Source organism: Bordetella genomosp. 2, assembly GCF_002261345.1.
Classification (GTDB): Bacteria; Pseudomonadota; Gammaproteobacteria; order Burkholderiales; family Burkholderiaceae_B; genus Bordetella_A.
Map to the genome: position 1 here is coordinate 816,855 of NZ_NEVT01000003.1, position 25,938 is coordinate 842,792.

The 25,938-nt window shown below is 68.0% G+C and carries 27 protein-coding genes; 16 read left to right on the forward strand and 11 right to left on the reverse strand.

Translation table 11 applies throughout. The features are described 5' to 3' along the window. Nucleotides 1-443 precede the first annotated feature (443 nt). The 10 genes from rpoE (at nt 444) to CAL24_RS06075 (ending at nt 10,095) form a co-directional block, all read left to right on the forward strand. Nucleotides 444-1,043, forward strand: a complete 600-nt coding sequence (gene rpoE / locus CAL24_RS06030; RefSeq protein ID WP_028356357.1) for an RNA polymerase sigma factor RpoE — start codon at nt 444-446, stop codon at nt 1,041-1,043. Nucleotides 1,044-1,055: 12 nt separating this feature from the next. Next, nucleotides 1,056-1,556 (forward strand): sigma-E factor negative regulatory protein, encoded by a 501-nt coding sequence (locus tag CAL24_RS06035; protein WP_094806032.1) that lies wholly within the window; start codon nt 1,056-1,058, stop codon nt 1,554-1,556. Continuing rightward, entirely contained in the window at nt 1,556-2,599 is a 1,044-nt protein-coding gene (locus CAL24_RS06040) for a MucB/RseB C-terminal domain-containing protein (RefSeq protein WP_419670733.1), read from the forward strand. Before CAL24_RS06035 ends, CAL24_RS06040 begins: the two co-directional genes overlap by 1 nt. 43 nt (nt 2,600-2,642) lie before the next feature. Further along, nucleotides 2,643-4,112: a DegQ family serine endoprotease gene (locus CAL24_RS06045; RefSeq protein WP_094806034.1), complete on the forward strand. Its 1,470-nt coding sequence runs from the start codon at nt 2,643-2,645 to the stop codon at nt 4,110-4,112. 128 nt (nt 4,113-4,240) lie between these two features. Continuing rightward, nucleotides 4,241-6,034 (forward strand): translation elongation factor 4, encoded by a 1,794-nt coding sequence (gene lepA, locus CAL24_RS06050; RefSeq protein WP_028356353.1) that lies wholly within the window; start codon nt 4,241-4,243, stop codon nt 6,032-6,034. 21 nt (nt 6,035-6,055) lie between these two features. Continuing rightward, nucleotides 6,056-6,940, forward strand: a complete 885-nt coding sequence (gene lepB / locus CAL24_RS06055) for a signal peptidase I (protein WP_094806035.1) — start codon at nt 6,056-6,058, stop codon at nt 6,938-6,940. A 1-nt stretch (nt 6,941) separates the two neighbouring features. After that, nucleotides 6,942-7,703 carry a ribonuclease III gene (rnc, locus tag CAL24_RS06060; protein WP_028356351.1) on the forward strand — a complete coding sequence of 254 codons (762 nt, stop codon included), beginning with the start codon at nt 6,942-6,944 and terminating at the stop codon, nt 7,701-7,703. After that, nucleotides 7,700-8,590 (forward strand): GTPase Era, encoded by an 891-nt coding sequence (gene era / locus CAL24_RS06065; RefSeq protein WP_028356350.1) that lies wholly within the window; start codon nt 7,700-7,702, stop codon nt 8,588-8,590. Before rnc ends, era begins: the two co-directional genes overlap by 4 nt. Further along, entirely contained in the window at nt 8,583-9,170 is a 588-nt protein-coding gene (recO, locus tag CAL24_RS06070; RefSeq protein ID WP_028356349.1) for a DNA repair protein RecO, read from the forward strand. Before era ends, recO begins: the two co-directional genes overlap by 8 nt. A gap of 16 nt (nt 9,171-9,186) precedes the next feature. Then, nucleotides 9,187-10,095 carry a LysR family transcriptional regulator gene (locus CAL24_RS06075; protein ID WP_028356348.1) on the forward strand — a complete coding sequence of 303 codons (909 nt, stop codon included), beginning with the start codon at nt 9,187-9,189 and terminating at the stop codon, nt 10,093-10,095. Nucleotides 10,096-10,137: 42 nt separating this feature from the next. Here CAL24_RS06075 and CAL24_RS06080 read toward each other — a convergent pair whose 3' ends face one another. The 8 genes from CAL24_RS06080 to CAL24_RS06115 form a co-directional block, all read right to left on the reverse strand. Further along, the gene (locus CAL24_RS06080) at nt 10,138-11,235 is read right to left on the reverse strand and encodes a pyridoxal-phosphate dependent enzyme (RefSeq protein ID WP_094806037.1); all 1,098 of its coding nucleotides are present in this window, start codon (nt 11,233-11,235) and stop codon (nt 10,138-10,140) included. Between the two features lie 3 nt (nt 11,236-11,238). After that, nucleotides 11,239-12,216, reverse strand: a complete 978-nt coding sequence (locus CAL24_RS06085) for a succinylglutamate desuccinylase/aspartoacylase domain-containing protein (protein ID WP_094806039.1) — start codon at nt 12,214-12,216, stop codon at nt 11,239-11,241. A gap of 18 nt (nt 12,217-12,234) precedes the next feature. Continuing rightward, nucleotides 12,235-13,197, reverse strand: a complete 963-nt coding sequence (locus tag CAL24_RS06090) for a Bug family tripartite tricarboxylate transporter substrate binding protein (protein WP_028356345.1) — start codon at nt 13,195-13,197, stop codon at nt 12,235-12,237. 134 nt (nt 13,198-13,331) lie between these two features. Beyond that, nucleotides 13,332-14,000 carry a PliI family lysozyme inhibitor of I-type lysozyme gene (locus CAL24_RS06095; RefSeq protein WP_094806041.1) on the reverse strand — a complete coding sequence of 223 codons (669 nt, stop codon included), beginning with the start codon at nt 13,998-14,000 and terminating at the stop codon, nt 13,332-13,334. A 113-nt stretch (nt 14,001-14,113) separates the two neighbouring features. Beyond that, complete coding sequence (locus CAL24_RS06100) at nt 14,114-14,824, reverse strand: Bax inhibitor-1/YccA family protein (RefSeq protein ID WP_028356344.1); 711 nt, start codon at nt 14,822-14,824, stop codon at nt 14,114-14,116. 147 nt (nt 14,825-14,971) lie between these two features. Continuing rightward, entirely contained in the window at nt 14,972-15,355 is a 384-nt protein-coding gene (locus CAL24_RS06105) for a hypothetical protein (RefSeq protein WP_028356343.1), read from the reverse strand. A 22-nt stretch (nt 15,356-15,377) separates the two neighbouring features. Beyond that, nucleotides 15,378-15,821 carry a DNA polymerase III subunit chi gene (locus CAL24_RS06110; protein WP_094806043.1) on the reverse strand — a complete coding sequence of 148 codons (444 nt, stop codon included), beginning with the start codon at nt 15,819-15,821 and terminating at the stop codon, nt 15,378-15,380. Nucleotides 15,822-15,841: 20 nt separating this feature from the next. Continuing rightward, nucleotides 15,842-17,341, reverse strand: coding sequence for a leucyl aminopeptidase (locus CAL24_RS06115; RefSeq protein ID WP_028356341.1), 1,500 nt, complete (start codon nt 17,339-17,341; stop codon nt 15,842-15,844). 54 nt (nt 17,342-17,395) lie between these two features. Here CAL24_RS06115 and lptF point away from each other — a divergent pair, with 54 nt between their 5' ends. Then, nucleotides 17,396-18,493: an LPS export ABC transporter permease LptF gene (gene lptF, locus CAL24_RS06120; protein ID WP_028356340.1), complete on the forward strand. Its 1,098-nt coding sequence runs from the start codon at nt 17,396-17,398 to the stop codon at nt 18,491-18,493. Nucleotides 18,494-18,532: 39 nt separating this feature from the next. On the opposite strand, the gene CAL24_RS06125 is transcribed toward lptF, so the two are convergent. Beyond that, complete coding sequence (locus CAL24_RS06125) at nt 18,533-19,453, reverse strand: LysR family transcriptional regulator (protein WP_028356339.1); 921 nt, start codon at nt 19,451-19,453, stop codon at nt 18,533-18,535. A gap of 142 nt (nt 19,454-19,595) precedes the next feature. Between CAL24_RS06125 and CAL24_RS06130 the strand changes: the two genes are divergently transcribed. Both CAL24_RS06130 and CAL24_RS06135 read left to right on the forward strand, forming a co-directional pair. After that, nucleotides 19,596-20,813 carry an ABC transporter substrate-binding protein gene (locus tag CAL24_RS06130; RefSeq protein ID WP_094806044.1) on the forward strand — a complete coding sequence of 406 codons (1,218 nt, stop codon included), beginning with the start codon at nt 19,596-19,598 and terminating at the stop codon, nt 20,811-20,813. Between the two features lie 72 nt (nt 20,814-20,885). After that, on the forward strand, nt 20,886-22,379 hold the full coding sequence (locus tag CAL24_RS06135; RefSeq protein ID WP_028356337.1) for a CoA-acylating methylmalonate-semialdehyde dehydrogenase: 1,494 nt from the start codon (nt 20,886-20,888) through the stop codon (nt 22,377-22,379). A 39-nt stretch (nt 22,380-22,418) separates the two neighbouring features. Here CAL24_RS06135 and CAL24_RS06140 read toward each other — a convergent pair whose 3' ends face one another. Beyond that, entirely contained in the window at nt 22,419-22,919 is a 501-nt protein-coding gene (locus tag CAL24_RS06140; RefSeq protein WP_212591726.1) for an Lrp/AsnC family transcriptional regulator, read from the reverse strand. A 131-nt stretch (nt 22,920-23,050) separates the two neighbouring features. On the opposite strand from CAL24_RS06140, the gene CAL24_RS06145 reads away from it, so the two are divergent. From CAL24_RS06145 to CAL24_RS06155, 3 genes are all read left to right on the forward strand, one after another. Continuing rightward, nucleotides 23,051-23,686: a LysE family translocator gene (locus CAL24_RS06145; protein WP_094806048.1), complete on the forward strand. Its 636-nt coding sequence runs from the start codon at nt 23,051-23,053 to the stop codon at nt 23,684-23,686. A gap of 136 nt (nt 23,687-23,822) precedes the next feature. Then, nucleotides 23,823-24,767 carry a CysB family HTH-type transcriptional regulator gene (locus CAL24_RS06150; RefSeq protein WP_028356334.1) on the forward strand — a complete coding sequence of 315 codons (945 nt, stop codon included), beginning with the start codon at nt 23,823-23,825 and terminating at the stop codon, nt 24,765-24,767. A 187-nt stretch (nt 24,768-24,954) separates the two neighbouring features. Beyond that, nucleotides 24,955-25,266, forward strand: coding sequence for a DUF2325 domain-containing protein (locus CAL24_RS06155; protein WP_028356333.1), 312 nt, complete (start codon nt 24,955-24,957; stop codon nt 25,264-25,266). 27 nt (nt 25,267-25,293) lie between these two features. Here CAL24_RS06155 and CAL24_RS06160 read toward each other — a convergent pair whose 3' ends face one another. Beyond that, entirely contained in the window at nt 25,294-25,938 is a 645-nt protein-coding gene (locus CAL24_RS06160; RefSeq protein ID WP_028356332.1) for a C40 family peptidase, read from the reverse strand.

The following is a 25,938-nucleotide window of genomic DNA, read 5'->3' on the forward strand; positions in this document are numbered from 1 at the left end:
CGCGTACCGGTGCGCTGCCCGAACAGCGTGGCGCTGCTGGGCCGTACCTCCATGGCAGGGGCCGCGGCCGGCCTCGCGGTGTCCGCTTGGTGGCAGGCGGGGGCGGCCGGGCTGGCCGTCCTGGCCGGCACGGCCGGGGGCGCGGCCCTGATGCTCCGGCGGCGTCGCCGCGGCCCAGCCGTTCAGGCCGTCCGGGCCGTCGCCGGCACACGGCGCTGGCAGGTGCGGTGCGCGGGCCAGTGGCGCCATGCCACCCTGTCCGACAGCCGGCGCGGGGCCTGCTGGCTCGACCTGCGGCTGCGGCTGGATGCGGCGCCGGGGCGTGCTGTTACAAATTGCCGGGCCACCGTATGGCGGGCCGGCCTACCCGCGTCCCGCTGGCGCCGGCTCTGCCTGCTGACCGGGGCCGCACAGCGCCTGGCGCCGCCCGCCGAGGGGGCGCCATGAGCGAACGCGACGTCGACGCCGAGCTGGTCGCCCGCGTCCAGCGCGGCGACAAGAAGGCCTTCGACCTGCTGGTCTTGAAGTACCAGCGCAAGATCCTGCGCCTGCTGAGCCGCATGATCCGCGACCCGGCCGAAATCGAGGACGTCGCCCAGGAGGCCTTCATCAAGGCCTACCGGGCCCTGCCGCAGTTCCGGGGCGAAAGCGCTTTTTACACTTGGCTGTATCGTATTGCCGTCAATACGGCCCGGAACTGGCTGGCCTCGGCCGGGCGGCGTCCCAGCGCGCCCAATGCAATCGAGACCGAAGACGGTGAAACTTTTAACGAAACAGACAACCTAACCGATATCAGCACGCCGGAAGCCATGGTCGCCAGCCGCGAGATCGCCGAAACGGTCAACGCGGTCATCGAGGAATTGCCCGAAGAGCTCCGGACCGCTATCGTGCTGCGTGAAATCGAAGGTATGAGTTACGAAGACATCGCCCAGAGCATGGATTGCCCGATTGGTACCGTGCGTTCCCGCATTTTCCGGGCGCGCGAGGCCATTGCCAATCGGTTGCGTCCCCTGCTGGACACCGATGCCGAGCGTCGTTGGTAAGGAGCGGCAGTCATGCAAACAGCAGCCAAATCCGCGGTGGATGCCGACATATCCCTGGAGGAATCGGTCTCTGCCTGGATGGACGGCGAAGTGTCCGAAGACATTTTCCATGATCTCGCCTCCCCGCAGGGCCGCCGAACCTGGGACACCTATCACCTGATCGGCGATGCCCTGCGCAACGCCGACCTGGCCGTCAACCCCAGCGCGGCGTTCCATGCGCGCCTGTCGCGGGCGCTGGATGCCGAATTGCCCATCGTCGCCCCGCAGCGGCGCCGGTCGCCGCTGCGGCTAGGGCTGTCCGGCCTGGCCGTGGTCGCCGCCGTGGCCACCGTGGCCTGGGTGGCGCAGCCGTACATCATGGGCGGCTCGAGCCGGCCGGCCGATACCCGCGTGCTGGCCGATGCGTCGGCATCCGAAACCCCGGGCCTGCGCGACTATCTCGAAGCCCATCGCCAGATGGCCGGCCCCAGCGCGGTGCGCCAGGTCTCGTTCGATGCCGGAGCCGGACGTTGATCGCGCAGTTGCAACAGTTCTGTCGACCGCGCGGCCTGGTCCGCTGGCCCGCGCAAAGCGCCGGCTGGGCCCTGACCGCCGCCTTCCTGATGGCGCTCGCCGGCCACGAGGCGGCCCGGGCGGCCGAGCCGCCGCAGTCCAGCGCGGCCTCCATCCAGCTCCTGTACGACATCCAGCAGGCGGCCCGCAAGCAGGATTACGCCGGGGTGTTCCTGTACCAGCAGGGTGAAGTCATCCAGTCGTCGCGCCTGGTGCATGTCATCGACGGCACCGGCGAGCGCGAGCGGCTCGAGATCCTCGACGGCCAGCCGCGCGAGTATCTGCGCCACAACGACGAGATCCAGTGCCTGATCCCCGAGCGCAAGACGGTCCTCATGGAGCCGCGGCGCGGCGACCGCTTCCCCGGCCTGCTGCTGGGCAATCCCACCGAGCTGGCCCAGCATTACGACATCCGTGCCCAGGACAAGCTGCATCGCGTCGCCGACCGCCAGTGCCGCATCGTCACCATCGAGCCGCGCGACGGCCTTCGGTATGGCTACCGCCTGTGCGCCGACGTGGACACCAACCTGCTGCTCAAGGCCCAGACCGTCGATCCCGAGCAGGGCGTCGTGGAGCAGGTATCGTTCACATCCATCAAGGTGGGCGGCGGCGTCGATCCCGCCGAGCTGTCTTCGCGCTGGAGCACGCGCGACTGGAAAGTGCTGCAGCCGCGCATCGAGCCGGTCGACCTGGCCGCCCAGGGGTGGCGCATCCCGGCCCCCCGGGGCTTCGTGGCCATGATGCAGGTCAAGCGCTCGATGGGCCGCAGCACGGTCAACCAACTGGTGCTGTCCGACGGCCTGGCCGCCATCTCGGTGTTCATCGAGCCGTACGACAGCGAGCGCGGGCACCCCATGTCGGCCGGCGCGGCGCGCCGTGGCGCCATCAATATCTACGGCACGCGCATTGCTGACTTCTGGCTCACCGCCTTGGGCGAGGTCCCGGCCGCCACGCTGGAACAGCTCGCCACGTCCACTGAATACGTGCCCGTATCACCTCAATAACAACAAAACCTGCAAAAGGTTGGGGAATTTTCGGAGTCCTCTCATGAAAACACTTTCAGTGTCGAACTCTTTTTTCCGGCGCTTCTTCCTGGCCCTGCTGGCCGCCGTCATGCTGGCTGGCGCCTATGGGCCCACGGCACAGGCGCAGACCCAATCCGCTCCGCCCGCCGTGGCGCTGCCTGATTTCAGCGGCATCATTGCCAAGGTCGATCCCGGCGTCGTGAACATCCGCACCACGGCCAACGTGCCGGTGCGCTCGCCTGGCGGCACCGATCCCTACGAACTGTTCCGCTGGTTCTTCGGCCCCGATTTCCAGCCGCCCGGCATGCCGCCGCAGCAGCAGATGCCGCGCCAGGCTCCCGAGGAGCGCAAGGTGCCGCGCGGCGTGGGGTCCGGCTTCTTCATCTCCGAAGACGGCTATATCCTCACCAATAACCACGTCGTCAGCGACGCGGCCGACATCTACGTGACGCTCACCGACGGGCGCGAGTTCAAGGCCAAGGTCGTCGGCACCGACGAGCGCACCGACGTGGCCCTGATCAAGGTCGACGCCAAGGGCATGACGCCGCTGTCGATCGGCGATCCGAAGCAGCTCAAGAAAGGCCAATGGGTGCTGGCCATCGGTTCGCCGTTCGGCCTGGATTCCACCGCCACCGCGGGGATCGTCAGCGCCATCGGCCGCGACACCGGCGAATACCTGCCCTTCATCCAGACCGACGTGGCGGTCAACCCCGGCAACTCGGGCGGCCCGCTGCTCAACCTGAACGGCGAAGTGGTCGGCATCAATTCGCAGATCATCTCGCGCAGCGGCGGCTTCATGGGCATTTCGCTGGCGATTCCCATCGACGAGGCCATGCGCGTGGCCGACCAGCTGCGCGCCACCGGCAAGGTCACTCGCGGCCGCATCGGCGTGCAGATCAGCGAAGTGGGCAAGGACGTCGCCGAAGCGATCGGCCTGCCGCGCGCCGAGGGCGCGCTGGTCAGCAACGTCGAGGCGGACGGCCCGGCCGCCGACGCCGGCGTGAAGCCGGGCGACGTGATCACCTCGTTCCATGGCGAGGCGATCAAGCGCTGGTCCGACCTGCCGCGCATCGTCGGCGAGACCAAGCCGGGTACCCGCGCCGACATGGAAGTGTGGCGCCGTGGCAAGACGGTCACGCTGTCGGTCAAGGTGGGCGAGCTCACCAGCACGGCCGCGGCCGCCGACGCCCAGCAAGAAGCCGTGCCGGAGCAGACCGGCAATGCGCTGGGGCTGGGCGTGGTCGACGTGCCGGCCGAGGTCCAGCGCAAGCTGGGCATCAAGGGCGGGGTGCAGGTGCGTGTCGCCGACGGCGCTGCCGCCATGGCGGGCCTGCGGCCTGGCGACATCGTGCTGGCCATCAACAACACCGACGTGACCGGCGCCAGCCAGTTCCAGGACCTGGTCAAGCGCCTGCCGAAGGGCAAGGCAGCCGGCCTGCTGGTGCGCCGCGGCGACCAAACCCAGTGGGTGGCGGTAGAGCCGTCCAAATAACCCGCAAGACCAGCTAAAATGGCTGGTTGCCGCAAAAAGGGGGCGCCATGCGCCCCCTCGTTTTTGGCCCGCCGCCGGGCGGGTGCATGCGCCGGTCCCGCGCGATTCGTCCCTTTTTAATCCACCCTATGCAGCATATCCGCAATTTCTCCATCATTGCCCATATCGATCATGGCAAATCGACCCTGGCCGATCGCCTGATCCAGCGTTGCGGCGGGTTGGCGGCGCGCGAAATGTCGGCGCAGGTGCTGGATTCCATGGATATCGAGCGCGAGCGCGGCATCACCATCAAGGCCCAGACCGCCGCCCTGCAGTACCAGGCCCAGGATGGCAAGGTATACAACCTGAACCTGATCGACACCCCGGGCCACGTCGACTTCTCGTACGAGGTCAGCCGTTCGCTGTCGGCGTGCGAAGGCGCGCTGCTGGTCGTGGACGCCTCGCAGGGCGTCGAGGCCCAGACCGTGGCCAATTGCTATACCGCCATCGAACTGGGCGTCGAGGTCCTGCCCGTCTTGAACAAGATGGACCTGCCCCAGGCCGACCCCGATGCGGCGCGCCAGGAGGTCGAGGACGTCATCGGCATCGATGCCTCGCAGGCGGTGCTGGCCAGCGCCAAGACGGGGCAGGGCATCGACGAGATCCTCGAAACCATCGTGGCGCGCGTGCCGCCGCCCAAGGGCGACCCCGCTGCGCCGCTGCAGGCGCTGATCATCGACTCCTGGTTCGACAACTACGTCGGCGTGGTCATGCTGGTGCGCATCGTCAACGGGGTGCTGCGTCCCAAGGACAAGATCCTGCTGATGGCCTCCGGCGCCACCCACCTGTGCGAGCAGACCGGCGTGTTCACGCCCAAGTCGCAGCCGCGCACCGAGCTGTCGGCCGGCGAAGTAGGCTTCGTCATTGCCGGCATCAAGGAACTGGCCCACGCCAAAGTGGGCGATACCATCACCTTGGCGGGCAAGCCGGCGCCCAGCCCGCTGCCCGGCTTCAAGGAGGTCAAGCCGCAGGTGTTCGCCGGCCTGTATCCGGTCGAAAGCTCGGAATACGATCAACTGCGCGATTCGCTCGAGAAGCTCAAGCTCAACGACGCGGCGCTGATGTTCGAGCCCGAGGTCTCGCAGGCGCTCGGTTTCGGCTTCCGCTGCGGCTTCCTGGGGCTGCTGCACATGGAGATCGTGCAGGAGCGCCTGGAGCGTGAATTCGACATGGACATCATCACCACCGCGCCGTCGGTGGTGTACGAAGTCGAGCAGCGCGATGGCAGCCTCGAAGTCATCGACAGCCCGTCGCGCATGCCGGAGATCGGCAAGATCGCCGACATCCGCGAGCCCATCGTCAAGGTGACGCTGTTCATGCCCCAGGAGTACGTGGGGCCGGTCATGACGCTGTGCAACAACAAGCGCGGCGTGCAGATCAACATGAGCTATCACGGGCGCCAGGTGCACTTGACCTACGAGATACCGCTGGCCGAGATCGTGCTCGATTTCTTCGACCGGCTCAAGTCCGTGTCGCGCGGCTACGCCTCGATGGACTACGAGTTCCTCGAGTACCGCTCGGCCGACGTGGTCCGGGTCGACCTGCTCATCAACGGCGACAAGGTCGACGCGCTCGCCATGATCGTGCACCGCGCCAATGCCCGGCACCGGGCCCGCGACGTGGTCACCCGCATGCGCGGCCTGATCCCGCGCCAGATGTTCGACGTGGCCATCCAGGCGGCCATCGGCGCCGAAGTCATCGCGCGCGAGAACGTCAAGGCGTTGCGCAAGAACGTGCTGGCCAAGTGCTACGGCGGCGACATCACCCGCAAGAAGAAGCTGCTTGAAAAGCAGAAGGCCGGCAAGAAGCGCATGAAGCAGGTCGGCAGCGTAGAAATCCCGCAAGAGGCTTTCCTGGCCATTCTGCAAGTCGAAGACAAGTAGCGATAAAAGGCGGCATACCCCATGAGCTGGAATTTTGCACTGATACTTTTTGTGCTGCTGGTAGTAACCGGCGTCATCTGGGCCCTGGATGTCGCGGTATTGCGGCGCCGGCGCGCGCAGCGCGCCCAGGCCGCCGCCGCGGCGACGGACACCAGCCATGCGGCCGATCCCCAGGAAGCGGCGCGCCTGCGCCAGGAAGCCGCCTCGGCCGCCACCTGCGTGCCGTGGTGGGTGGAGTACGCGGTCAGCTTCTTTCCGGTGATCCTGTTTGTGTTCGTGCTGCGCTCGTTCGTGGTCGAGCCGTTCCGCATCCCGTCGGGTTCCATGCTGCCCACGCTGCAATCGGGAGACCTTATCTTGGTCAACAAGTTCAGCTATGGCATCCGCCTGCCCATCATCGACCAGAAGGTCATCGAGGTGGGTTCGCCGCAGCGCGGCGATGTGGTGGTGTTCCGCTATCCCGTGGACCCCGCGGTGGACTACATCAAGCGCATCGTCGGCCTGCCGGGCGACGAGGTCGCCTATGTGGACAAGAAGCTCTACGTCAACGGCCAACTGGTGCCGCACACCGCCGACGGCCAGTATTTCGAGCCGGACCGGGTTTCTTATATTGCTCAATATAAAGAGAAATTGGGCGACGTTGAGCACAAAATACTGCTGGATGAGAGCAAATCCCAGATTTACGGCCCGATCTGGAAATTTCCCAACCTGAAGAACTGCGATTACGCCCGTAATGGAGTACGCTGCAAAGTACCTGAAGGCCATTATTTCGCCATGGGCGACAACCGGGACAACAGCGCCGACAGCCGCTACTGGGGGTTCGTCCCTGACGCTAATATCGTCGGGAAGGCATTCTTTGTCTGGATGAACTTCAGCGACCTCAGCCGTATCGGCAGTTTTAATTGACATGTCCCTCGCCACGCTGGAAACCCGCCTGGATCATCGCTTCGGCAATCCTGCCCTGCTCGAGCAGGCGCTGACGCACCGAAGCCACAGCGCTCGCCACAACGAGCGCCTGGAATTCCTGGGTGATTCCGTGCTGAATTTCGTCGTGGCGGCCATGTTGTTCGAACGTTTTCCCAAGCTCGACGAAGGCGACCTGTCGCGGCTGCGGGCCAACCTGGTCAAGCAGGCGTCGCTGGCCGACATCGGCCAGCGGCTGGAGCTTTCGCAACACCTGCGCCTGGGCGAGGGCGAACTCAAGAGCGGCGGCTTTCGCCGTCCATCCATCCTGGCCGACGCGGTCGAGGCGATTTTCGGCGCCACTTTCCTGGATGCCGGCTTTGAGGCGGCGCGCAAGGTCATTGTGCGCCAGTACCAGCCGGTGCTGGCCAGCGTCGACCCCAAGACGCTCGGCAAGGACGCCAAGACCCTGTTGCAGGAATTCCTGCAGGGCCGCAAGCTGGCGCTGCCGCTGTATACCGTGGTGGCCACCCATGGCGCCGCGCACAGCCAGCAGTTCGAAGTCGAATGCGCCATTCCGGCGCTCGAGATCAAGGTCGTGGCCCCTGGCGCCAGCCGGCGCGCGGCTGAACAATCGGCCGCCAAGCTGGCGCTCGAGGCTGCCCAGACCATCAGTCCGGCCAGCCGTGCCGCGCGCAAGTCCGGCAAGGCGCGCAAAACCGCGCAACTGTCGCTGCCCGTGGCGGTTGCCCAAGAGGTCAAATGAGCGATACCCCTTTCCGGACCGGCTTCGTTGCCGTGGTCGGCCGTCCCAATGTCGGCAAGTCGACGCTCACCAACGCCCTGATCGGCTCGAAGATCTCCATCGTGTCGCGCAAAGCGCAAACCACGCGGCATCGCATCCATGGCGTGCTGACGCGGGAGCACGAGCAGTTCGTGTTCGTCGACACGCCGGGCTTCCAGACGCGTCATGGCGGCGCCATGAACCGCATGATGAACCGCGTGGTCACGCAGGCGCTGGCCGAGGTGGACGTGGTGGTGCATGTGGTCGAGGCGGGCAAGTGGACCGACGGTGATGCCAAGCTGCTGCCGCTGCTGCCCGAGCCGCGCCGGACCATCCTGGTGGTCAGCAAGATCGACGCGCTCAAGCGCCGCGATGAGCTCTATCCGTTCGTCTCCAGGATCGTCGCCCAGCATCCCTATGATGCCGTGGTGCCGGTCAGCGCCATCAAGAACCAGCAGCTCGGCGAGCTGCTCGACGAGATCGCCAGCCGCTTGCCCGAGGGCGAGCCGCTGTTCGAGGAAGACACGCTGACGGACCGGCCGGTGCGGTTCATCGCCGCCGAACTGCTGCGCGAGAAGATCTTCCGGCTGGTGGGCGACGAACTGCCCTATGGCTGTACGGTCGTCATCGAGCAATGGGAAGAAACTGACCAGAACGCCCGCGTGGCCGCCTGTGTCGTGGTCGAGCGCGACAGCCACCGGCCCATCCTGCTGGGCGCCGGCGGGGCGCACATGAAGCGCATCGCCACCGAGGCGCGCCAGGACATTGCCAAGTTGCTCGACAAGCCGGTGCACCTGGAGGTCTATATCAAGGTGCGCAAGGGCTGGTCGGACCGCGAAAGCGCGCTGCGCGACCTGGGCTATGAGTAGAAGGGCGCACCGCGTCCAGGATTGCGCCGCCTATATGCTCCACGCCACCGCGTGGCGCGAGACATCCCTGATCGTCCAGAGCTTTTCCCGCGAACATGGCTGCGTGGCGCTGGTGGCCAAGGGCGCCAAGCGCCCGTATTCGGTGCTGCGGCCGGTGCTGTCGGCCTTCCAGCCGCTGCAGCTGTCCTGGAGCGGCGCCGGCGAGGTGAAGACGCTGACTCGCGCCGAGGTCGCCGGGCTGCGCGCGCTGACCGGCACGGGCCTGATGTCGGCCTGGTACATGAACGAACTGCTGTTGCGCCTGCTGCCGCGCGAGGATGCCCATCCGGCGTTGTTCGACGCCTACGACACCGCCCTGCAGCAACTGGCGGGCGGGACGCGGGCGGCCGGCGCGCTGCGGCGCTTCGAATGGACCTTGCTGCGCGAGACCGGCTACGGCATCGACGAGGCCGAGCCGGATTTCGACGATCCCGCCACCGAACCGGCGCTGCGCCGCGACCTGCGCGAACGGCTGGCCGCCAACCTGGCCGGCCGGCCGCTGTCCACCCGGCGGGTGCTGCTGGACCTGCAACGGATCTGAACCACGGCGCGCCGCCATGACTTTTACGCTCAAGCAGGTCGAAACGTTCCGCACCGTCTATGAAACCGAGAGCGTGACGGCCGCGGCCCGGCGCCTGGATGTCTCGCCGGCCACTGTCAGCGCCACGCTCGCCGCGCTGGAGGCCAGCATAGAGTTGCGGCTGTTCGAGCGAGTGCGCCAGCGCATGCAGCGCACGCCCGAGGCGACCCTGCTGTACGAGGAAATCCGCCGCCTGAACGTGGGCCTGGAAAGCCTGGGGCGCAAGATCCGCGCCATCCGCGGCGCGGCGCAGCCGCGCCTGCGGGTGGGCTGCATCCACGCCTACAGCGGCGTGGTGGTCAGCCCGGCCATCGGGCGCTTTCGCGCGCGCTATCCCGACACGCCGCTGTACCTGCAGATCCGCGACTCCAATACCTTGCGGGACATGGTCGTGTCGGGCGAACTCGACCTGGCCCTGGTGGCGGACGAGTCCGAGCTCGAAGGGCTGCGCGGGCACCGGCTGGCCAGCCTGCGGGCCGTGGCCGTGTTCCCGAAGGCGCATCCCATGGCACGCCTGGAGCAAGTGGACCTGGCCTGCCTGGCCGAGGCGGATGTGATCGCGCTCAATAGCGAGGATGGTTCGCGCAAGCGCCTGGATGCCCTGTTGCGGGCGGCCGGCGAGACCTTGCGCGTGGCGATCGAGACGCCGTATTCCAGCACCGTGTGCCAACTGGCGCTGGCGGGGCACGGCGTGGGCATCGCCAACCCGGCCACGGCCGTGGGCATGGAGCCCATGGGCCTGGCGTTCCGGCCGCTGGCCGTGCCGGTGCACTTCGAATGCCACATGATCCTGCATGGCAGCCGGCCCCTGTCCGAGGCCGGCAAGTTCTGGGCGACCTGCCTGCGCGAGGCCTTGGCGCCGCTGGTGCAGCGGTTCGGCGTCTGACGGCCCGGCGTGGCCGGCGCGGCAGCCGCGTCCCGGCCGCCCTCAGCCGCGCCGGCCGTCCGAGGTCAGCAGCAGCACGACCGACGATTCCGCATCGACCAGGCCGGCTTGTTTGAGTTGCGCAACGCCCGCCAGAGCCGCGGCCGACGACAGCTCGGTTGCCAGCCCCAGGTGCGCCAGTCGTTGTTGCGCCTGCGCGGCGGCGGCGTCGGAAACTGCCAGCGGCGTGCCGCCGGAATGCGCCAGCGCCTGCAGCGATTGCAGGGTGCAGGTGCCGCCGGCGATCGAGTATTGCCCGGTGGTGCCGTCCCACAGGCCCCGCGCATCGCCGCTGGCCAGGGCCCGCGCCAGGCGCGGGTACGGCTCGATGGCATGCAGCCGCGGCATGCGGGCGACGCGGCCCGTGTCGCGCAGGTGCTGCCAGCCCAGCATGATGCCCCACAGCAGGTCGCCGCGCGCGGTCGGCACCAGGATGTCCGTCGGCAGGCCGGCGGTATCGAGGATTTCCTCGGCGATTGGCTTGTAGCCCTCTACGCCGAACGCGTGCGTGCCCACGGGCGGGTTCAGGTAGTTGGTGCCGGCGAACGCGCCTTCCTCGCGGCACAACCGCGCCACGTACGGCCAGCGCGCCAGGCTGTCCTCGAAAGTGGCGAGCTTGGCGCCGAAGCGTTCCATGGCTTCGCGCTGCAGCGGCGGGCAATTGCGCATGATGGCGATGTCCGCCTGCAGCCCCGCGGCGGCGCAATAGGCCGCCAGCGCCACGCCGGCATTGCCGCTGGAAGCGGCCGCCACGCGCGCGGCCCCCGCCAGGCGGGCGCGCGAGACCAGCTGGGCGGCCATGCGGTCCTTGTGGCTGCCGGTGGGGTTGGCGCCCTCGCATTTCAGCCAGACGCTGCCCACGCCCTCGGCGTGCGCCAGGGCGGGCGCCGGCAGGCAGGGCGTGGCGCCTTCGCCGAGCGTGACCGGATCGAGCACCGGCAAAGGCATGCCCGCGCCGCCGGAAGGTTCATACAGGCATTCGAGCGAGGCGGGATGGCCGGCGGCCAGGCAGTGCGGGCAGCCCTCGGGATAATCGGCCACGGGCAGGATGGCCTGGCAGCGGATGCAGCGCAGGCTGGACAAGCGGGGGTTCATCAGCATGTTTCAGTACAACTCGGCAAGAGAATCCAGGGCGCGGGCGGGCGCCACTTGCAGCAGGCAGTCGCCATCGTCGCTGCGGGCCATGGCGCGCAGGCAGACGACCGTGCCGGCCTGCGGGCTGGCAAGCGCGCGCGGCGGGAGGTCCGGACGGGCCGGTTCGATCAATTGGCCGATCTCGTGTCCGGCCGCGACCGCCTGGCCCAGTTCGACGGCGGGCACGAAGACGCCGCCATCGCGGGCGCGCAGGGTGGCGGCGGGCGCGTCCAGGTCGTAGAGCGCGGACGGCGCGGCGGCCCGGCCGCGCGTTTCGAGCAGCCCCAGGTACGCCAGGCATCCTAGCAGGCCGTCGCGGCATTGCCGCACCAGTGCGGCACCGGTTTCCGCGCCGCCGCCGATCTCGGCGCTCAGGCGCAGCACGCCGTGGCGGCTGGCCGCCGCCGGCATGGAGCCGTCCTCGCCGGACCGGAAAAAGACGCAATGAGGCAGGCCGAACGCCTGTGCCAGCGCGGGCAGGCGCGGGTCGCAGGGATCCGCGCCGTAGCGGGTGATCACCGAGGCGGGCAGGTAGCGCAGCGATGCGCCGCCGCTGTGCACGTCGATCATCGCGTCGATGCGCGGCAACAGCCGGGCTTCAAGCGCGGCCGCCACGCTTTCGGTATAGCCGCGCACCGGCGTGCCCAGAAACGCGCGGTTGAGGTTGCCGCCGTCGGAGGGCGAGAGCCGGGTGCCGGCCAGCGAGGCCTCGGCGTTAGCGGCCGGCAGCAGGTATACCGTCCCGCGCTGCAGGCTGTCGGGCAGGCTGTGCCAGAGTTCCAGGATGGCCGCCTGGCCCTCCCATTCGTCGCCATGCACGCCGGCCACCAGGGCGACGGCGGGGCCGGGGCCCGCCTCAATGCGCAATACCGGCACCGTGACGCGGCGATAGGCCGAGGCATTGGTCGCGGCGGCGCAGGAGAAGTCTTCGCGGCTGGTCTTGGCCATGTGACAGGATCCCTCGCTTCAATCCAGCGTGGTGCCGGAAGCTTTGATGACGCGCTCCCACTTGGGCAGTTCCTTTGCGATCTGCGCCTGGACGTCGGCCGGCTTGCCGCCCAGCGGCTCCTGCGAGCGGCCGCGCAGTTCCTGGCTGACGGCGGGCGAGGCCAGGGCTGCGTTGAGCGCCGCGTTCAGGCGCTCGATCGCCTGCGGTGGCGTGCCGGCCGGCGCCACCAGCGCACTCCAGGCCGATTGTTCGTAGTCAGGATAGCCTTGTTCAGCGACGGTGGGCACGTCCGGATTGGAGGCGGCCCGTTGCCGGGTGGTGACGGCCAGCGCGCGCAGGCGCCCGTCCTTCAGATTGCCCAGCAGCGGCGGCAGGTTTTCCATCATGGAATCGACATGGCCGCCCAGCAGGTCGGCCAACTGCGCCGCGGTGGCCTTGTAGGGAATCTGGCGCACCGCGGCGCCAGTCTGCGCGACGAACAGCTTGACGCCCACTTCGCTGGTCGTGCCGGGGTCCGCCGACGTCATGGTCAGGCGGTCGGGCTGGGCCTTGGACGCCGCGATGAAGCTGCGCAGGTCTTGCCACGGCGAAGCGGCGTTCACCACGATCACATTGGGCGTCTCGGCGACCAGGCCGATCGGCGCGATGTCCTTGTCCAGGTCGTAGAGCTGCTGCTTGAAGAGATAGCGGTGCAACACCAGGGTGCCCACGTGCGCGTAGCCGATGGTGTAGCCGTCGGGCTTGGCGCGCACCAGGGCCTGCGTGCCGATGCGGCCGCCGGCGCCCACGCGGTTTTCGATCACCACGGGCTGGCCCAACTGCTGGCTCATCGCCTGCCCGACCAGGCGGGCCGTGATGTCGGCATTGCCGCCGGCGGCGGCCGGTACGATCAGCGTAATGGCGCGTTCAGGGTAATCGGCCATGGCGGGCTGCGCGGCCAGCAGCAGGGCCAGGGTGGCGAGACGGATAGTGTTTTTCATGACGACCTCCCGAGTCGTTGAGGGCTGCGCCATTGTGCGGCGATGCGTCCGGGAAATCGTTTGGTTTTTTGATATGGTTGTTCAGAAAAACATGAAACTGGCGCGGTCACGGCTGGCGCCGCGCCGCGCGGGCCTCAAGGCTGCTTCGACAGTTGCGGCAGCCAGCGCAAGCGCTTGCCGTCCTCGATCTTGTAGACGTCCAGTGTCTGGTAGTTGCCCGAGCCGGCGGTGACCAGCGTCACCGCCAGTTCGGGCTGCCCGTCGCCGTCGAGGTCTTTCAGCTCGGCCTGCCGCAATTCACCGTCGCGCGGCCGGATCAGCCCGTCGGCATAGTCGCCCACGGAGAGGTCGCGGTACAGCCGCACGCTGTACGAGCCGATCGAGGCCGGTTCGCCCGGCTCCTGAGCCACCACCACGGCGGCGGGCGCGGCGGCCAGCGGCACGACGATGGGGGCGGGCGCGGCGGCATCCGCCGGGCTGGGCGAGCCCGTCCATTCGACCACGCTGGCCTGGCTGCTGCGCCGATCCACCAGGCACAGCATGCTGACCGACGCGCCTTTCATGTGCGGCTGGGTGGCGTTGCCGCGCACCAGCAAGGCGGTCTGGCCGGAGCGGTCGTCGAATTGCATCGGCGTGCCGACTTGTTCCGTCTGGGTCAGTCCGGAGGCTTGCGCGCACAGGCGCAAGGCTTTGTCCTGCTGCTGCTGCCAGGCGGCCGGGGAACTCGCCAGTGCCGGCTGGCCGGCCAGCGACGCGGCGAGGAAGACGGGGATCAAGGCGGGGCGGAGGGCGTGCGCGGTCATCCGGTTTCTCGAAAAGGGAGGTGCGTAGTCATTTAGCACGTGCCGTGCCTGCTGTCCATGGCGCATGAAAAAGGGCCCGCGCTGGCGGGCCCCGAAATGCGAAGTACGGCGGGTTATTCGCGGTCGCCGCCGAAGATGCCGAGCAGCATCAGCAGGTTGGAGAACACGTTGTAGACATCCAGGTAGATGGCCAGCGTGGCGGAAACGTAGTTGGTTTCGCCGCCGTTGACCACGCGCTGCAGGTCCACCAGCATGAAGGCCGAGAAAATGACGATGGCCAGCACCGAGATGGTGAGCATGAGGGCCGGCATCTGCAGGAAGATGTTGGCCAGCGCCGCCACCAGGATGACCACGGCGCCGGTGAACAGCCACTTCTGCATGCTGGACAGGTCGCGCTTGATGGTGGTGGCCAGCGTGGCCATGGTGCCGAACACCACCGCGGTGCCGCCGAAGGCCGTCATGACCAGCTGGGCGCCGTTGCCCATGCCCAGCACGAAGCCCAGCAGGCGCGACAGCATGATGCCCATGAAGAACGTGAACGCCAGCAACAGGACCACGCCCAGCGAGCTGTGCTTGTTCTTTTCGACCGCGAACATCAGGCCGAAGGCGCCCACCAGAAAGACGATGGCCGACAGGCCGGGGCTGGCCATCATGACCTGGTTCACGCCGGTGTACAGGCCCACCGCCGCGCCCAGCACGGTGGGGATCAGCGACAGCGCCAGCAGCCAGTAGGTGTTGCGCAGGACCTTGTTGCGGACGACTTCGCCCGGCGCGCCGGCGTAGGCGCCGGAGCGATTGAAGGGGGAAGGACGATATTCGTTCATGGACGGCTCCTCTGAGCGGCAGATAAGGGGTTGCCCAATGGGTTTAGAGGGTTAGGATACCTGACAGTTCCCTGAAAAATCCATTCCCGGGCGTTTTTTTCGCCGCCGCCGGCATCCTGGAGGCGGCCGGGCGGCCTCCGGGCGGGGTCAGCCCGGGCGTACGCTGCGCACTGCCCGGTCGATCAGGGCGGGCAGTTCGGCTTCGAGCCGGGCGCGCAGGTTCGCCGCGGCGTCGTCGAGCGCCCGCTGCAGGGCCTGCTCCAGTTCGGCCTGCAGGGCGGCGCGCAGCACGGCATCGCTCGCGCCCACGCCGGTGGCGGTGCTCCAGGCGGCGTGCGGCAAGCCCGTGCCGCCGGCGGCATGCGCCGGCTGCGGGGGAGCCTGTTCGTCGGCGACCTGCGTGAGCACCGGCAGGTCCGGAGCGCCGGGGGCGGGTGGGCGGGCCGGCGGGGTCGCTTCCGCGGGCGGCGCCAGGGTGGGCTCGGCCCGCTGCGTCAAGGTGGGAATGCCGGGGTCCGGATAGCGTGGCATCGGGGGCTCCTGAGAGTGGCCGTCATGCCGTGCGGCCGGCCAGGTCATGGCTGTGCGGCGCGTGGCCGGCGGCCTGGTAGGCGCGCCAGCGCTGCCGGGCGGCCTGGCGGTCGGCCGGGTCGTCGGAGACGATTTCCAGCAGGCGGGCGAAACCATCGTAGGCCGGCGGACAGTCGTCGTCCAGGTTGAGCAGCCAGGTCTCGCCGTCGGCGTTGCCGGCGGCGGCCTGCGGGTCGGCCGCGGTGAGCACGACCGGCGTGTCCGGCGCCAGCGGGTCATTGGCCAGCACGTGCGGCACGAAGGAGGTGTCGTCGAACGCCCAGAGCATCCGGTCGAAGGCGGCCAGACGCGCGCCGTCGGCGCAGTAGACCACCAGCCGCTGGCCTGCCAGGTAGCGCTTGCGGGCGGCCTGGCAGGCCGCCCGCAAGCGGTCCGGGGCGCCGAAGGCGAAGTCGATGCGCGTCATGGGCGTGGCCGGGGGTCGGCTCAGGCCTGGTCGAGCAGGAACTGCATCAGCAAGGGCACCGGGCGGCCGGTGGCGCCCTTGTCCTTGCCGCTGCGCCAGGCGGTGCCGGCGATGTCGAGGTGGGCCCAGCGGTAGGCCTTGGCGAAGCGCGACAGGAAGCAGGCCGCGGTGACGGCGCCGCCCGGGGGGCCGCCGATGTTGGCGACGTCCGCGAAATTCGACTTGAGCTGGTCCTGGTAGGCGTCGTCCATCGGCATGCGCCAGGCCGTGTCGAGCGCCTGGCGGCCGGCCGCCAGCAGCGCGTCGGCCAGGGCATCGTCCGGCGAGAACAGGCCGGTGTTGACGTGGCCAAGCGCCACCACGCAGGCGCCCGTCAGGGTGGCGATGTCGACCACGGCCGAGGGCTTGAAGCGCTCCGCGTAGGTAAGGGCATCGCACAGGACCAGGCGGCCTTCCGCGTCGGTGTTGAGGATCTCGATGGTCTGGCCCGACATGCTGGTGACGATGTCGCCCGGCTTGTTGGCCTTGCCGCTGGGCAGGTTCTCGCAGGCGGCGATCAGGCCGACCACGTCGAGCGGCAGCTCGAGTTCGGCCAGGGCGCGGAAGGTGCCCAGCACGCTGGCCGCGCCGCACATGTCGTACTTCATTTCGTCCATGGTGGCGGCGGGCTTGAGCGAGATGCCGCCGGCATCGAAGGTGATGCCCTTGCCCACCAGCACCACCGGCCCCGCCTTGGCGGGTTTCTTGGCCGCCTTGCCGGCGTGCCGCAGCACGATGAAACGGAGCGGCTCGTCGGAGCCGCGCGCCACCGACAGGAACGAACCCATGCCGAGCGCCTCGACCTGCTTGCGGTCGAGGACTTCCACCTTGAGCGACTTGAATTCGCGCGCGAGCTTCTTGGCGGTGTCGCCCAGGTAGGTGGGCGTGCAGACGTTGCCCGGCAGGTTGCCCAGCGTGCGGGTGAGCTCCATGCCGTGCGCGATGGCGGCGCCCTCGCGCAGCCCCTGCTGGGCCTGCGCGGCGTCGCCGCGTTCGACGACCTGGACGATCTTCTTGAGCTTGGGGCGCGCGTCGCGATCGGGTTTGCCGAAGGTGGCGTCGTAATGGTAGGCGGCATTGCCCGCCGCGATGGCCGCGGCGCGCGCGCGGGCGCGCATGGCCACGTCGGCGATGGGGTTGGCCGCCAGCGTCGAGACGCCTTCGGTGACACGCGCCGCCACGCACGCCGCGGCGAAGCCCTGTTCGGCGGCGGCGTGGGCGCGCGCGCCGTATTCGGCCTGCTTGCCCAGGCCCACCAGCACCACGCGCTGCGCCGAGACACCAGGCAGGGCGCGCAGCACCAGCGTGGCGCCGGCGCGGCCGCGGAACTCGGCCTTGACGACCGCGCGCACGGCGTTGTTGCTGGCGCGGTCGATGATGTCGGCGGCGGGGCTGAGTTCGCCGTCGGCGTACACGCCCACGGCCAACGCGGCGGTTTTGATCTGGTGCAGGGAAGCGGTGGTCTGTGTGCTAAATTCCATGGAGGATTCCCGTGTGCGTGATGCAGTGCGGTTGATTATCCCGCATATTTTCACATGTCTCTATTCAAACGGTCTGTCGTCGCCGAGATCACCAGCCACGCGGGCGTCGTCTTTTCCACCCTGGTGGTGGTCTGGCTCAGCGTGCTGCTGGTGCGCCTGCTGGGCGAAGCCGCGGGCGGCACCATCGGCGCCGACGTGGTGCTGGGCCTGGCTGCCTTCTCCACCATCACCGCCTTGCCCACCGTGCTGGCGGTGTCGCTTTTCATCGCCGTGCTGACCACCGTGACGCGCAATTACCGCGAGTCCGAGATGGTCGTGTGGTTCGCCAGCGGGCTGTCGCTGGCGGACTGGCTGCGGCCGGTGCTGCGCGTCGCGGTGCCGGTGGCGGCGATGGTGGCGGTGCTCACGCTGGCGGCGTCGCCCTGGGCCTACCGGCAGATTGCCGAATACCGCGAGCGCTTCGAACAACGTTCCGACCTGTCCAAGGTCACGGCCGGCCAGTTCGCCGAATCGGGCGAGGGCGAGCGCGTGTTTTTCGCCGAAGAACCCACCAACCCGGACGACGAACTGGGCAACGTGTTCGCGCGCGAGACCGGGCCCGAATGGCTCAGCGTCATGACTGCCAGCAGCGCGCGTATCCAGACCGAAGCCAACGGCGACCGCTTCCTCGTGCTGGGGCGCGGCCACCGATACGACCTCAAGCCCGGTACGCCCGAGATCCGGCTGGTCGATTTCGCACAGTATGGCGTGCGGCTCGAGAGCAAGTCGGGCGACCCCATCGCCGAGGCGCGCGCGGCCGCCGAGCGTTCCAGCAAGGCGCGTCCGACCCTGCAGCTCATTGCCGACGATACCGACAGTTCCTGGGCCCAGATCATGTGGCGCATATCGCTGCCGCTGGCGGCGCTGAACCTGGCCTTGCTGGCCATTCCGCTGGGGGCGGTGAACCCGCGCCTGGGCCGTTCGGGCGACCTGCTCATCGCCGGCCTGGTGGGGCTGCTGTATATGAATCTGATCAACCTGTCGCGCGCCTGGATCAGCAGCGGCAAGCTGCCGTTCGGCGTCGGCGTGTGGGCCGTGCATGCCGTGGTGGTGGCGCTGGCCGCCTACCTGCTGATGCGCCGGCTGCGCGTCAAGGCGCCGCGCACGTCCTAGCCCTCGGGTCGCCGGCCGGGCCGCTATGACGCCTCCCGGCTACGGCAGATAGCGCATGGCGCCTTGCCGGCCGGCCAGCAGGTCGGCATTGTGCGTGGCCGAGCGGCGCATGAAATCCCACAGCACCGCCATGCGCTTGAGCTTGTGCAGGTCCTCGTGGCAGTACATCCAGAAGCTGCGGGTGATGGCGATGTCGTCGCCCAGCACGGGCACCAGGCGCTCGTCCTGGGCCGCGATGAAGCAGGGCAGGATGGCCAGCGAACGGCCCTGCAGCGCGGCATGGTATTGCGCGATGACACTGGTGCTGCGCAGCACCACGCGGCTCTCCGGCAGCAGGTCCTCCAGATAGCGCAGCCGCTCGCTGAACAGCAGTTCGTCGACGTAGCCGATGAAGGTGTGGCCGGCCAGGTCGCCGCGCGCCGCGATGGGCGGGTGGCGCGCCAGATAGCCCGGCGTGCCGTACAGGCGCAGCGTGTAGTCGCACAGCTTGGTGCACACATAGGGCCCGCGCTGCGGGCGTTCGATCGTGATGGCCAGGTCCGCCTCGCGCTTGGACAGGCTGACGAAACGCGGCACCGGCAGGATGTCGAGCGTAATGTGCGGATAGCGGCGCTGGAAATCCGCCGCCAGCGGCGTCAGCACATAGCTGCCGAAGCCCTCCGTGGCGCCGATGCGCAGGTGGCCGGACAGGGCCTGGCCGATGCCGGACAGATTTTCCCGGGCGCTTTGCACCGCGCTTTCCATCTGTTCGGCATAGACGAACAGGCGCTGCCCGTCCTCGGTGAGCACGAAGCCCGCGCTGCGCGATTTCTCGAACAGCAGGCTGTCCAGTTCGGCTTCCAGGGCGCGGATGCGCCGCGACACGGTGGTGTGCTCGACGCCCAGCCGCCGCGCCGCCGCGCTGACCCGCTGCGTGCGGGCCACCTCGAGGAAATAGCGCAGGCCGTCCCAGTCCAGCATGTGGCGCTCCTTGTTCATTCGTGCACAATGAATGTGCAATTTGTGCTGTTGCTGGCTGATTTTTACACATCTACACTAGGCCGGCAGGCCCGCATCCGTCGGTGCCGCCGCCAACAACAGCAAGAATCACCGGAGACAAGCCATGACACTGCACGCTCGCGGGTTCGCCGCAGGCCTCTGCCTGGGCGCCATGCTGACGGCCCAGGCGCTCGCCGCCGACCGTCCCCCCGTCAAGATCGGCATCCTGACCGATATGTCGGGGACCTACGCGGCCATGGGAGGCGCCGGCTCGGTGGCCGCCGCCCAGCTGGCCATCGACGACTGCCTGGCGGCCGAATGCAAGGGCATGCAGATCGAACTGGTGTCGGCCGACAACCAGAACAAGGCCGACGTCGGCGCCGCCCGCGCGCGCGAATGGTTCGATCGCGACGGCGTGACCGCCATCGCCGACCTGACCAATTCGGCCGTGGCGCTGGCCGTGCAGGGCATCGCGCGCGAGAAGAACAAGGTCGTGATGTTTTCCGGTCCGGCCACCACCGCGCTGACCAACAAGGAATGCTCGCCGGTCGGGTTCCACTGGATGTTCGACACCTATTCGCAATCGGCCGGCGGCGCCAAGGCGACCGTGCGGGCCGGCGGCAAGTCGTGGTACTTCATCACGGTCGACTATGCGTTCGGCCATTCCCTGGAAGCCGACACCGCCAAGGCCGTCAAGGCCCTGGGCGGCACGGTGGCCGGCAGCGTGCGCCATCCGCTGAACGCGCCCGACTTCGCCTCGTACCTGCTGCAGGCGCAGAGTTCCGGCGCGCAGGTCGTGGCGCTGGCCAACGGCGGGCAGGACACGGTCAACGCGGTCAAGCAGGCGCGCGAGTTCGGCATCGTCGAGGGCGGCCAGCGCCTGGTCTCGCTGCTGATCTTCCTGTCGGACCTGCGCGCCCTCGGCCTGGAAAACGCCCAGGGCCTGTCGTATGTGGACGGCTTCTACTGGGACTACGACGATCAGACGCGCGCCTGGTCGAGCCGCTTCGAGAAAGCGTTCCGCGGCCTGAAGCCCACCATGACGCAGGCCGCCGTCTATTCCAGCGTGCTGCATTACCTGCGCGCGGTGGCCGCCGCCGGCAGCACCGATGGCCGCGTGGTGGCAGACAAGATGCGCGAACTGCCCATCAAGGACCCGATCATGCGCAACGCCAGCATCCGGCCCGATGGCCGGGTCATTCATGACATGTATCTGTACGAGGTCAAGAAGCCGGGCGACTCCAAGGGCGGCTGGGATTATTCCAAGCTGGTCGCCACCATCCCGGCCGACGAGGCCTTCCAGCCGCTGGCGGACTCGACCTGCCCGCTGCTGAAGCAGTAAAACGGACGTACCGGGCGGCCCGCGGGCCGCCCTGGCGGCCGGCGGTATCCCGTTATTCATGAGGAGCATCCAATGAGCGAAGTCCCCAGCGTGCCGCTATTGATCGGCGGCAAGCTCGTGCAATCCAAGACCACCGAATGGCGCGACGTGGTCGATCCGGCCACCCAGAAAGTGGTCGCCCGCGTTCCCTTTGCCACGCGCGAGGAGCTGGACCTGGCGGTCGCCAACGCCAAAGAGGCCTTCCAGACCTGGCGCAACACCGGGCAGGGCGCGCGCATGCGCGTCATGCTGAAGCTGCAGCAACTGCTGCGCGAGAACACCGGCAAGCTGGCCGAGATGATCACCCGCGAACATGGCAAGACCCTGCCCGACGCGGAAGGTGAAGTCGGCCGCGGCCTGGAAGTGGTCGAGCATGCCTGCTCGATCGCCAACCTGCAGTTGGGCGAATATGCGGAAAACGCCGCCGGCGGCATCGACGTCTACACGCTGATCCAGCCGCTGGGCGTCTGCGCGGGCATCACGGCGTTCAATTTCCCGGTGATGCTGCCGTGCTTCATGTTCCCGATCGCGGTGGCCTGCGGCAACACGTTCGTGCTCAAGCCGTCCGAACAGGACCCGAGCTCGTCGCTGTTCCTGGCGCAGCTCGCGCTCGAGGCCGGCCTGCCGCCCGGCGTGCTGAACGTGGTGCATGGCGGCCCCGAGATCGCCAACGGCCTGTGCGAGCATCCCGACATCAAGGCGGTGTCGTTCATCGGCTCGACCCGCGTCGGCTCCGAGATCTACCATCGCGCCTCGAACGCGGGCAAGCGCTGCCAGGCCATGATGGGCGCCAAGAACCATTGCGTGATCCTGCCCGACGCCGACCCCGAAGTGGCGCTGAACCAGTTGGTGGGCGCGGCCTTCGGCGCCGCCGGCCAGCGCTGCATGGCCGCCTCGGTGGCCGTGCTGGTCGGCGAGGCGCGCAACTGGCTGCCCGATTTCGTCGAGCGCGCCAAGCGCCTGAAAGTCAATGCCGGGACCGACCGCGAAGCCGACCTCGGCCCGCTGGTGTCGCCCAATGCCAAGAAGCGCGTCGAAAGCCTGATCCAGCAAGGGGTGGATGAAGGCGCCAAGCTGCTGCTGGACGGCCGCAACTTGAAAGTGGCGGGTTTCGAGCAGGGCAACTTCGTGGGCCCGACGGTGTTCGACGGCGTCACCGAGAACATGACCATCTACACCGAAGAGATCTTCGGCCCGGTGCTGTGCGTGGTGGGCGTCGATACGCTGGAAGAGGCGGTGGCCTTCATCAACCGCAACCCGAACGGCAACGGGGTGGCCCTGTTCACGCAGGACGGCGGCGCGGCGCGCTACTTCCAGAACAACATCGACGTCGGACAGGTGGGCATCAACATTCCCATCCCGGTGCCCGTGGCCTGGTTCAGCTTCACCGGCTCGCGCGGCTCGAAGCTGGGCGACCTGGGCCCGAACGGCAAGCAGGCGGTGCAGTTCTGGACCCAGACCAAGACCGTGACCGCGCGCTGGTCGGCGCACGGGCGCACGGTCAACACCACCATCTCGATGCGCTGATCTCGCGGCGGCGCGGCGTTCATTGCCGCGCCGCCGTGCTCAGTCGCGGCCGGCCGTCGACGGCTGCGGCAGGTGGTCCAGCGGCAGGGCCGTCTGGCCCTTGATCGTGGCGATCGCAAAATTGCTGCGGATGTCGCTGACGCCGGGGAGCTTGAGCAGCGCTTCCATCAGCAATGATTCGTAGGCGGCCAGGTCCGGCACGACCACCTGCAGCAGGAAGTCGGATTCGCCGGACACCAGGTGACATGACACCACCGCCGGCAGCAGCGCCACCGCTTCCCGGAAAGCCGCCGCCTCTTCGGCATGGTGGCGGTCCACCTTGACGCCGACGAAGACCGTCAGCCCCAGGCCGATGCCGGTGCGGTCCAGCGCCGCGTGATATCCGCCGATGATGCCGGCTTCCTCCAGCAGGCGCACACGCCGCAGGCAGGGAGAAGGCGACAGGCCGACCTCTTCGGCCAGCTGCACATTGGTCAGGCGCGCATCGCGCTGCAGCGCCGCCAGGATGCTTCGATCGAGGTTGTCGAGCTTCATTGGCACAAAATGAAGGTTTAATGGTTTCCAGTGGCGTAATGTGCCACTTCTGGCCGGAAAAATACACAACTACGCAATACGGCCCGGCTGCGCAGCCGATATGCTTTTGTCGATGAGTTGCTTCGACAAAGGTTCGCATGCCTGACATCGCAATGTTCGTGGGCGCCCTGGTGGCGGTCTATCTGGTGTCAGGGCCCGACATGGTGCTGGTGCTGCAGACGTCCAGCACGCAAGGACGCGCCGCGGCCATGGCGGCGGCCGCCGGCCTGGCCCTGGCGCGCGCCTCCCACGTGGCCCTGGCGGCGCTCGGGCTGGCGGCATTGCTGAAAACCGCGCCCTGGGTGTTCGAGGCCGTCAGGGCGGCCGGCGCGGCCTACCTGGTGTGGCTCGGCATCAAGATCGGGCGGACCGCGTCGCTGGTGCCCGACGCCTTTCCAGCCGGCCGCACGGACCGCCGCCGGGTATACGCGCGGGCCGCCTGGCGGGGCCTGCTGACCAGCGGCTCCAATCCCAAGGCGCTGTTGTTCTGCTCGGTGCTGCTGCCGCAATTCGTCCATCCCGAGCGCGGCTCCGTGGCCAGCCAGTTCCTGTGGCTGGGCGTGATCGTGGTGGTCCTGGGCCTGCTGTTCGACGCCATGCTCGCCGTGGCCGGCATGGGGCTGGGGCGCTGGCTGCGCAGTCATCCCATCGCCCAGCATATCCAGCGCTGGACCTTCGCCGCGCTGCTGATCGGCTTCGGCGCCCGCCTGGCATTATCGGGCCGGCCTCAATGAAACAATATGCCCTGCGCCCGCTTGATTTGCCGCAAGCGCGAAGGGGAATGCCGGGCAATTCTCTAAGTTTATAACCAATAATAATATAGAAGTGGTTCTTTATTACTTATAATTGGCCCGTCTATCAGGGGCCACCATGAACCTGCAGCAATTCCGTTTTGTGCGCGAAACCATCCGCCGCGACTTCAACCTGACCGAAGCCGCGCGCATGCTCTATACCTCCCAACCCGGCGTGTCCAAGGCCATCATCGAGTTCGAGGATGAACTGGGGATCAAGATCTTCGAGCGGCATGGCAAGCGCATCAAGGGGCTGACCAAGCCCGGCCTGGCTGTCTCGCAGGTCATCGACCGCATCATGCGCGAAGTCGACAACCTGAAGAAAGTCAGCGATGAATTCGCGCGCCGCGACGAAGGCGGCCTGATCATCGCCTGCACCCATACCCAGGCGCGCTACCTGCTGCCGCGCGTCATTCCCGGTTTCCGCCAGCAGTTCCCCAAGGTGCACCTGTCGCTGGCCGAGGGCAGCCCCGCCCAGCTGGCCGAAATGGTGCTTCATGAACAGGCCGACCTGGCGCTGGCCACCGAATCGCTGGCGTTGACGCCCGGCCTGGCCACCTTGCCCGTCTACACCTGGGAGCACACCGTGGTCGTGCGGCCCGACCATCCGCTGGCCGAGCTGACCTCCAGCGCCGCCAAGAACCTGAAGCTGGCGCAACTGGCGGAATACCCCATCGTGACCTATGACCGCGCGTTCACCGGCCGCAGCACCATCGACGAAGTCTTCGCCAGCCAGGGCATCCATCCCGACATCGTGCTGGAAGCGATCGATGCCGACGTGATCAAGACCTACGTGGATGTGGGCCTGGGCATCGGCATCATCGCCGGCGTGGCCTACGATCCGCGCCGCGACGGCAACCTGGTGGGCCTGCCGGTGGGGCACCTGTTCGGCACGCACACCACCCGGGTCGGCGTGAAGGCGGGCGTGTTCCTGCGCGACTATGTCTATACGTTCCTGGAGATGATGTCCCCCTCGCTGACCCGCCAGGTTGTGACCGAGGCGGTCCAGGGCGCCAAGGCCTGACCGCGGCGCGCGGCGCACCGAGCCCGGCCCAGGCGGCCGGGCTTTTTTGTTTGCGCGCCCCGGGCTTCGCTATGTCGGGCTGATGGCCGATAAAAATAATTAAATAAGAACCGATCTCATTTGTGTTGACTAAAAAATGGGAATCATTATCATTAACTCCACGTCTCAACGATCTGGAGTACATATCATGGCAGCAGCGCTTAGCGCGGTGGTGGTGGGCGCCGACAGGCTGGGGAATATTCCGGACCTGCTGAAGGGGCACAATATTTCGATCACGCACCACATCAGTGGGCGCGATCCGTCGCACCAGAAGAAGACGCTGCAGTTGCCTTCCGGCACGCAGCTTGTCATCTTGCTGACCGATTTCCTCGGTCACAACGTCATGAAGACCTTCCGCAACGCGGCGCAGCGCGGCGGCATCAGGGTGGTGGCGTGTCGGCGTTCGGTCTGCAGCATGCAGCAGGCGCTGCAGCAATGCGGCCTGTGCGCCGGGCACTGAGGCCGCGGTGAACAGGCGGCCCGGCCGCTAGGGCCGGGGGGCGGCCCCGGCCGAGGCCAGCAGGCCGCCATCGAGGCGGCGCGCGCCGTTGTAGCGCTTGGCCCAGTAGGCCAGCGTCATTTTCTCGATGCGCACCACGCCGCCGGAACTGGGCGAATGCACGAAGCGGTCGTCGCCCAGGTAGATGCCTACATGCGAGTAGCGGCGGCCCAGCGTGTTGAAGAACACCAGGTCGCCCGGCTGCAACTGCTTGCGTTCGATGGCCGTGCCCATCAGGGCCATCGACGAAGCATTGCGCGGCAGCTTGAGCCCCAGCCCGCGTTCGGCCGAATAAGCCACCAGGCCGCTGCAATCGAAACCTTCTTCGGGCGACGAGCCCCCATAGCGATAGCGCACGCCGAGCTGGTCGAGGGCTTCGTCGATGAGCGGATTGGCGATGGCCTGCTGGCGTTCGCGGCTGAGCTTGCGCGTGACGAGCGCGCCGATCGGGTCGCCCGAGGAGGCGGCCCAGGCCAGGTCCTGCGATTCGAGCGAGGCCGTGTCGCGGCGCGGGCCGCTGCCCGCGCAGCCGGCCAGCAGCACGCACGCGGCGAGCGCCGTCAAGGCGGCGCCCCGGTGGAGGGATCCGAAGCGTGGAGTGTCAGGTTGCGCGCGCGTGAGGTGCCTGTGCAT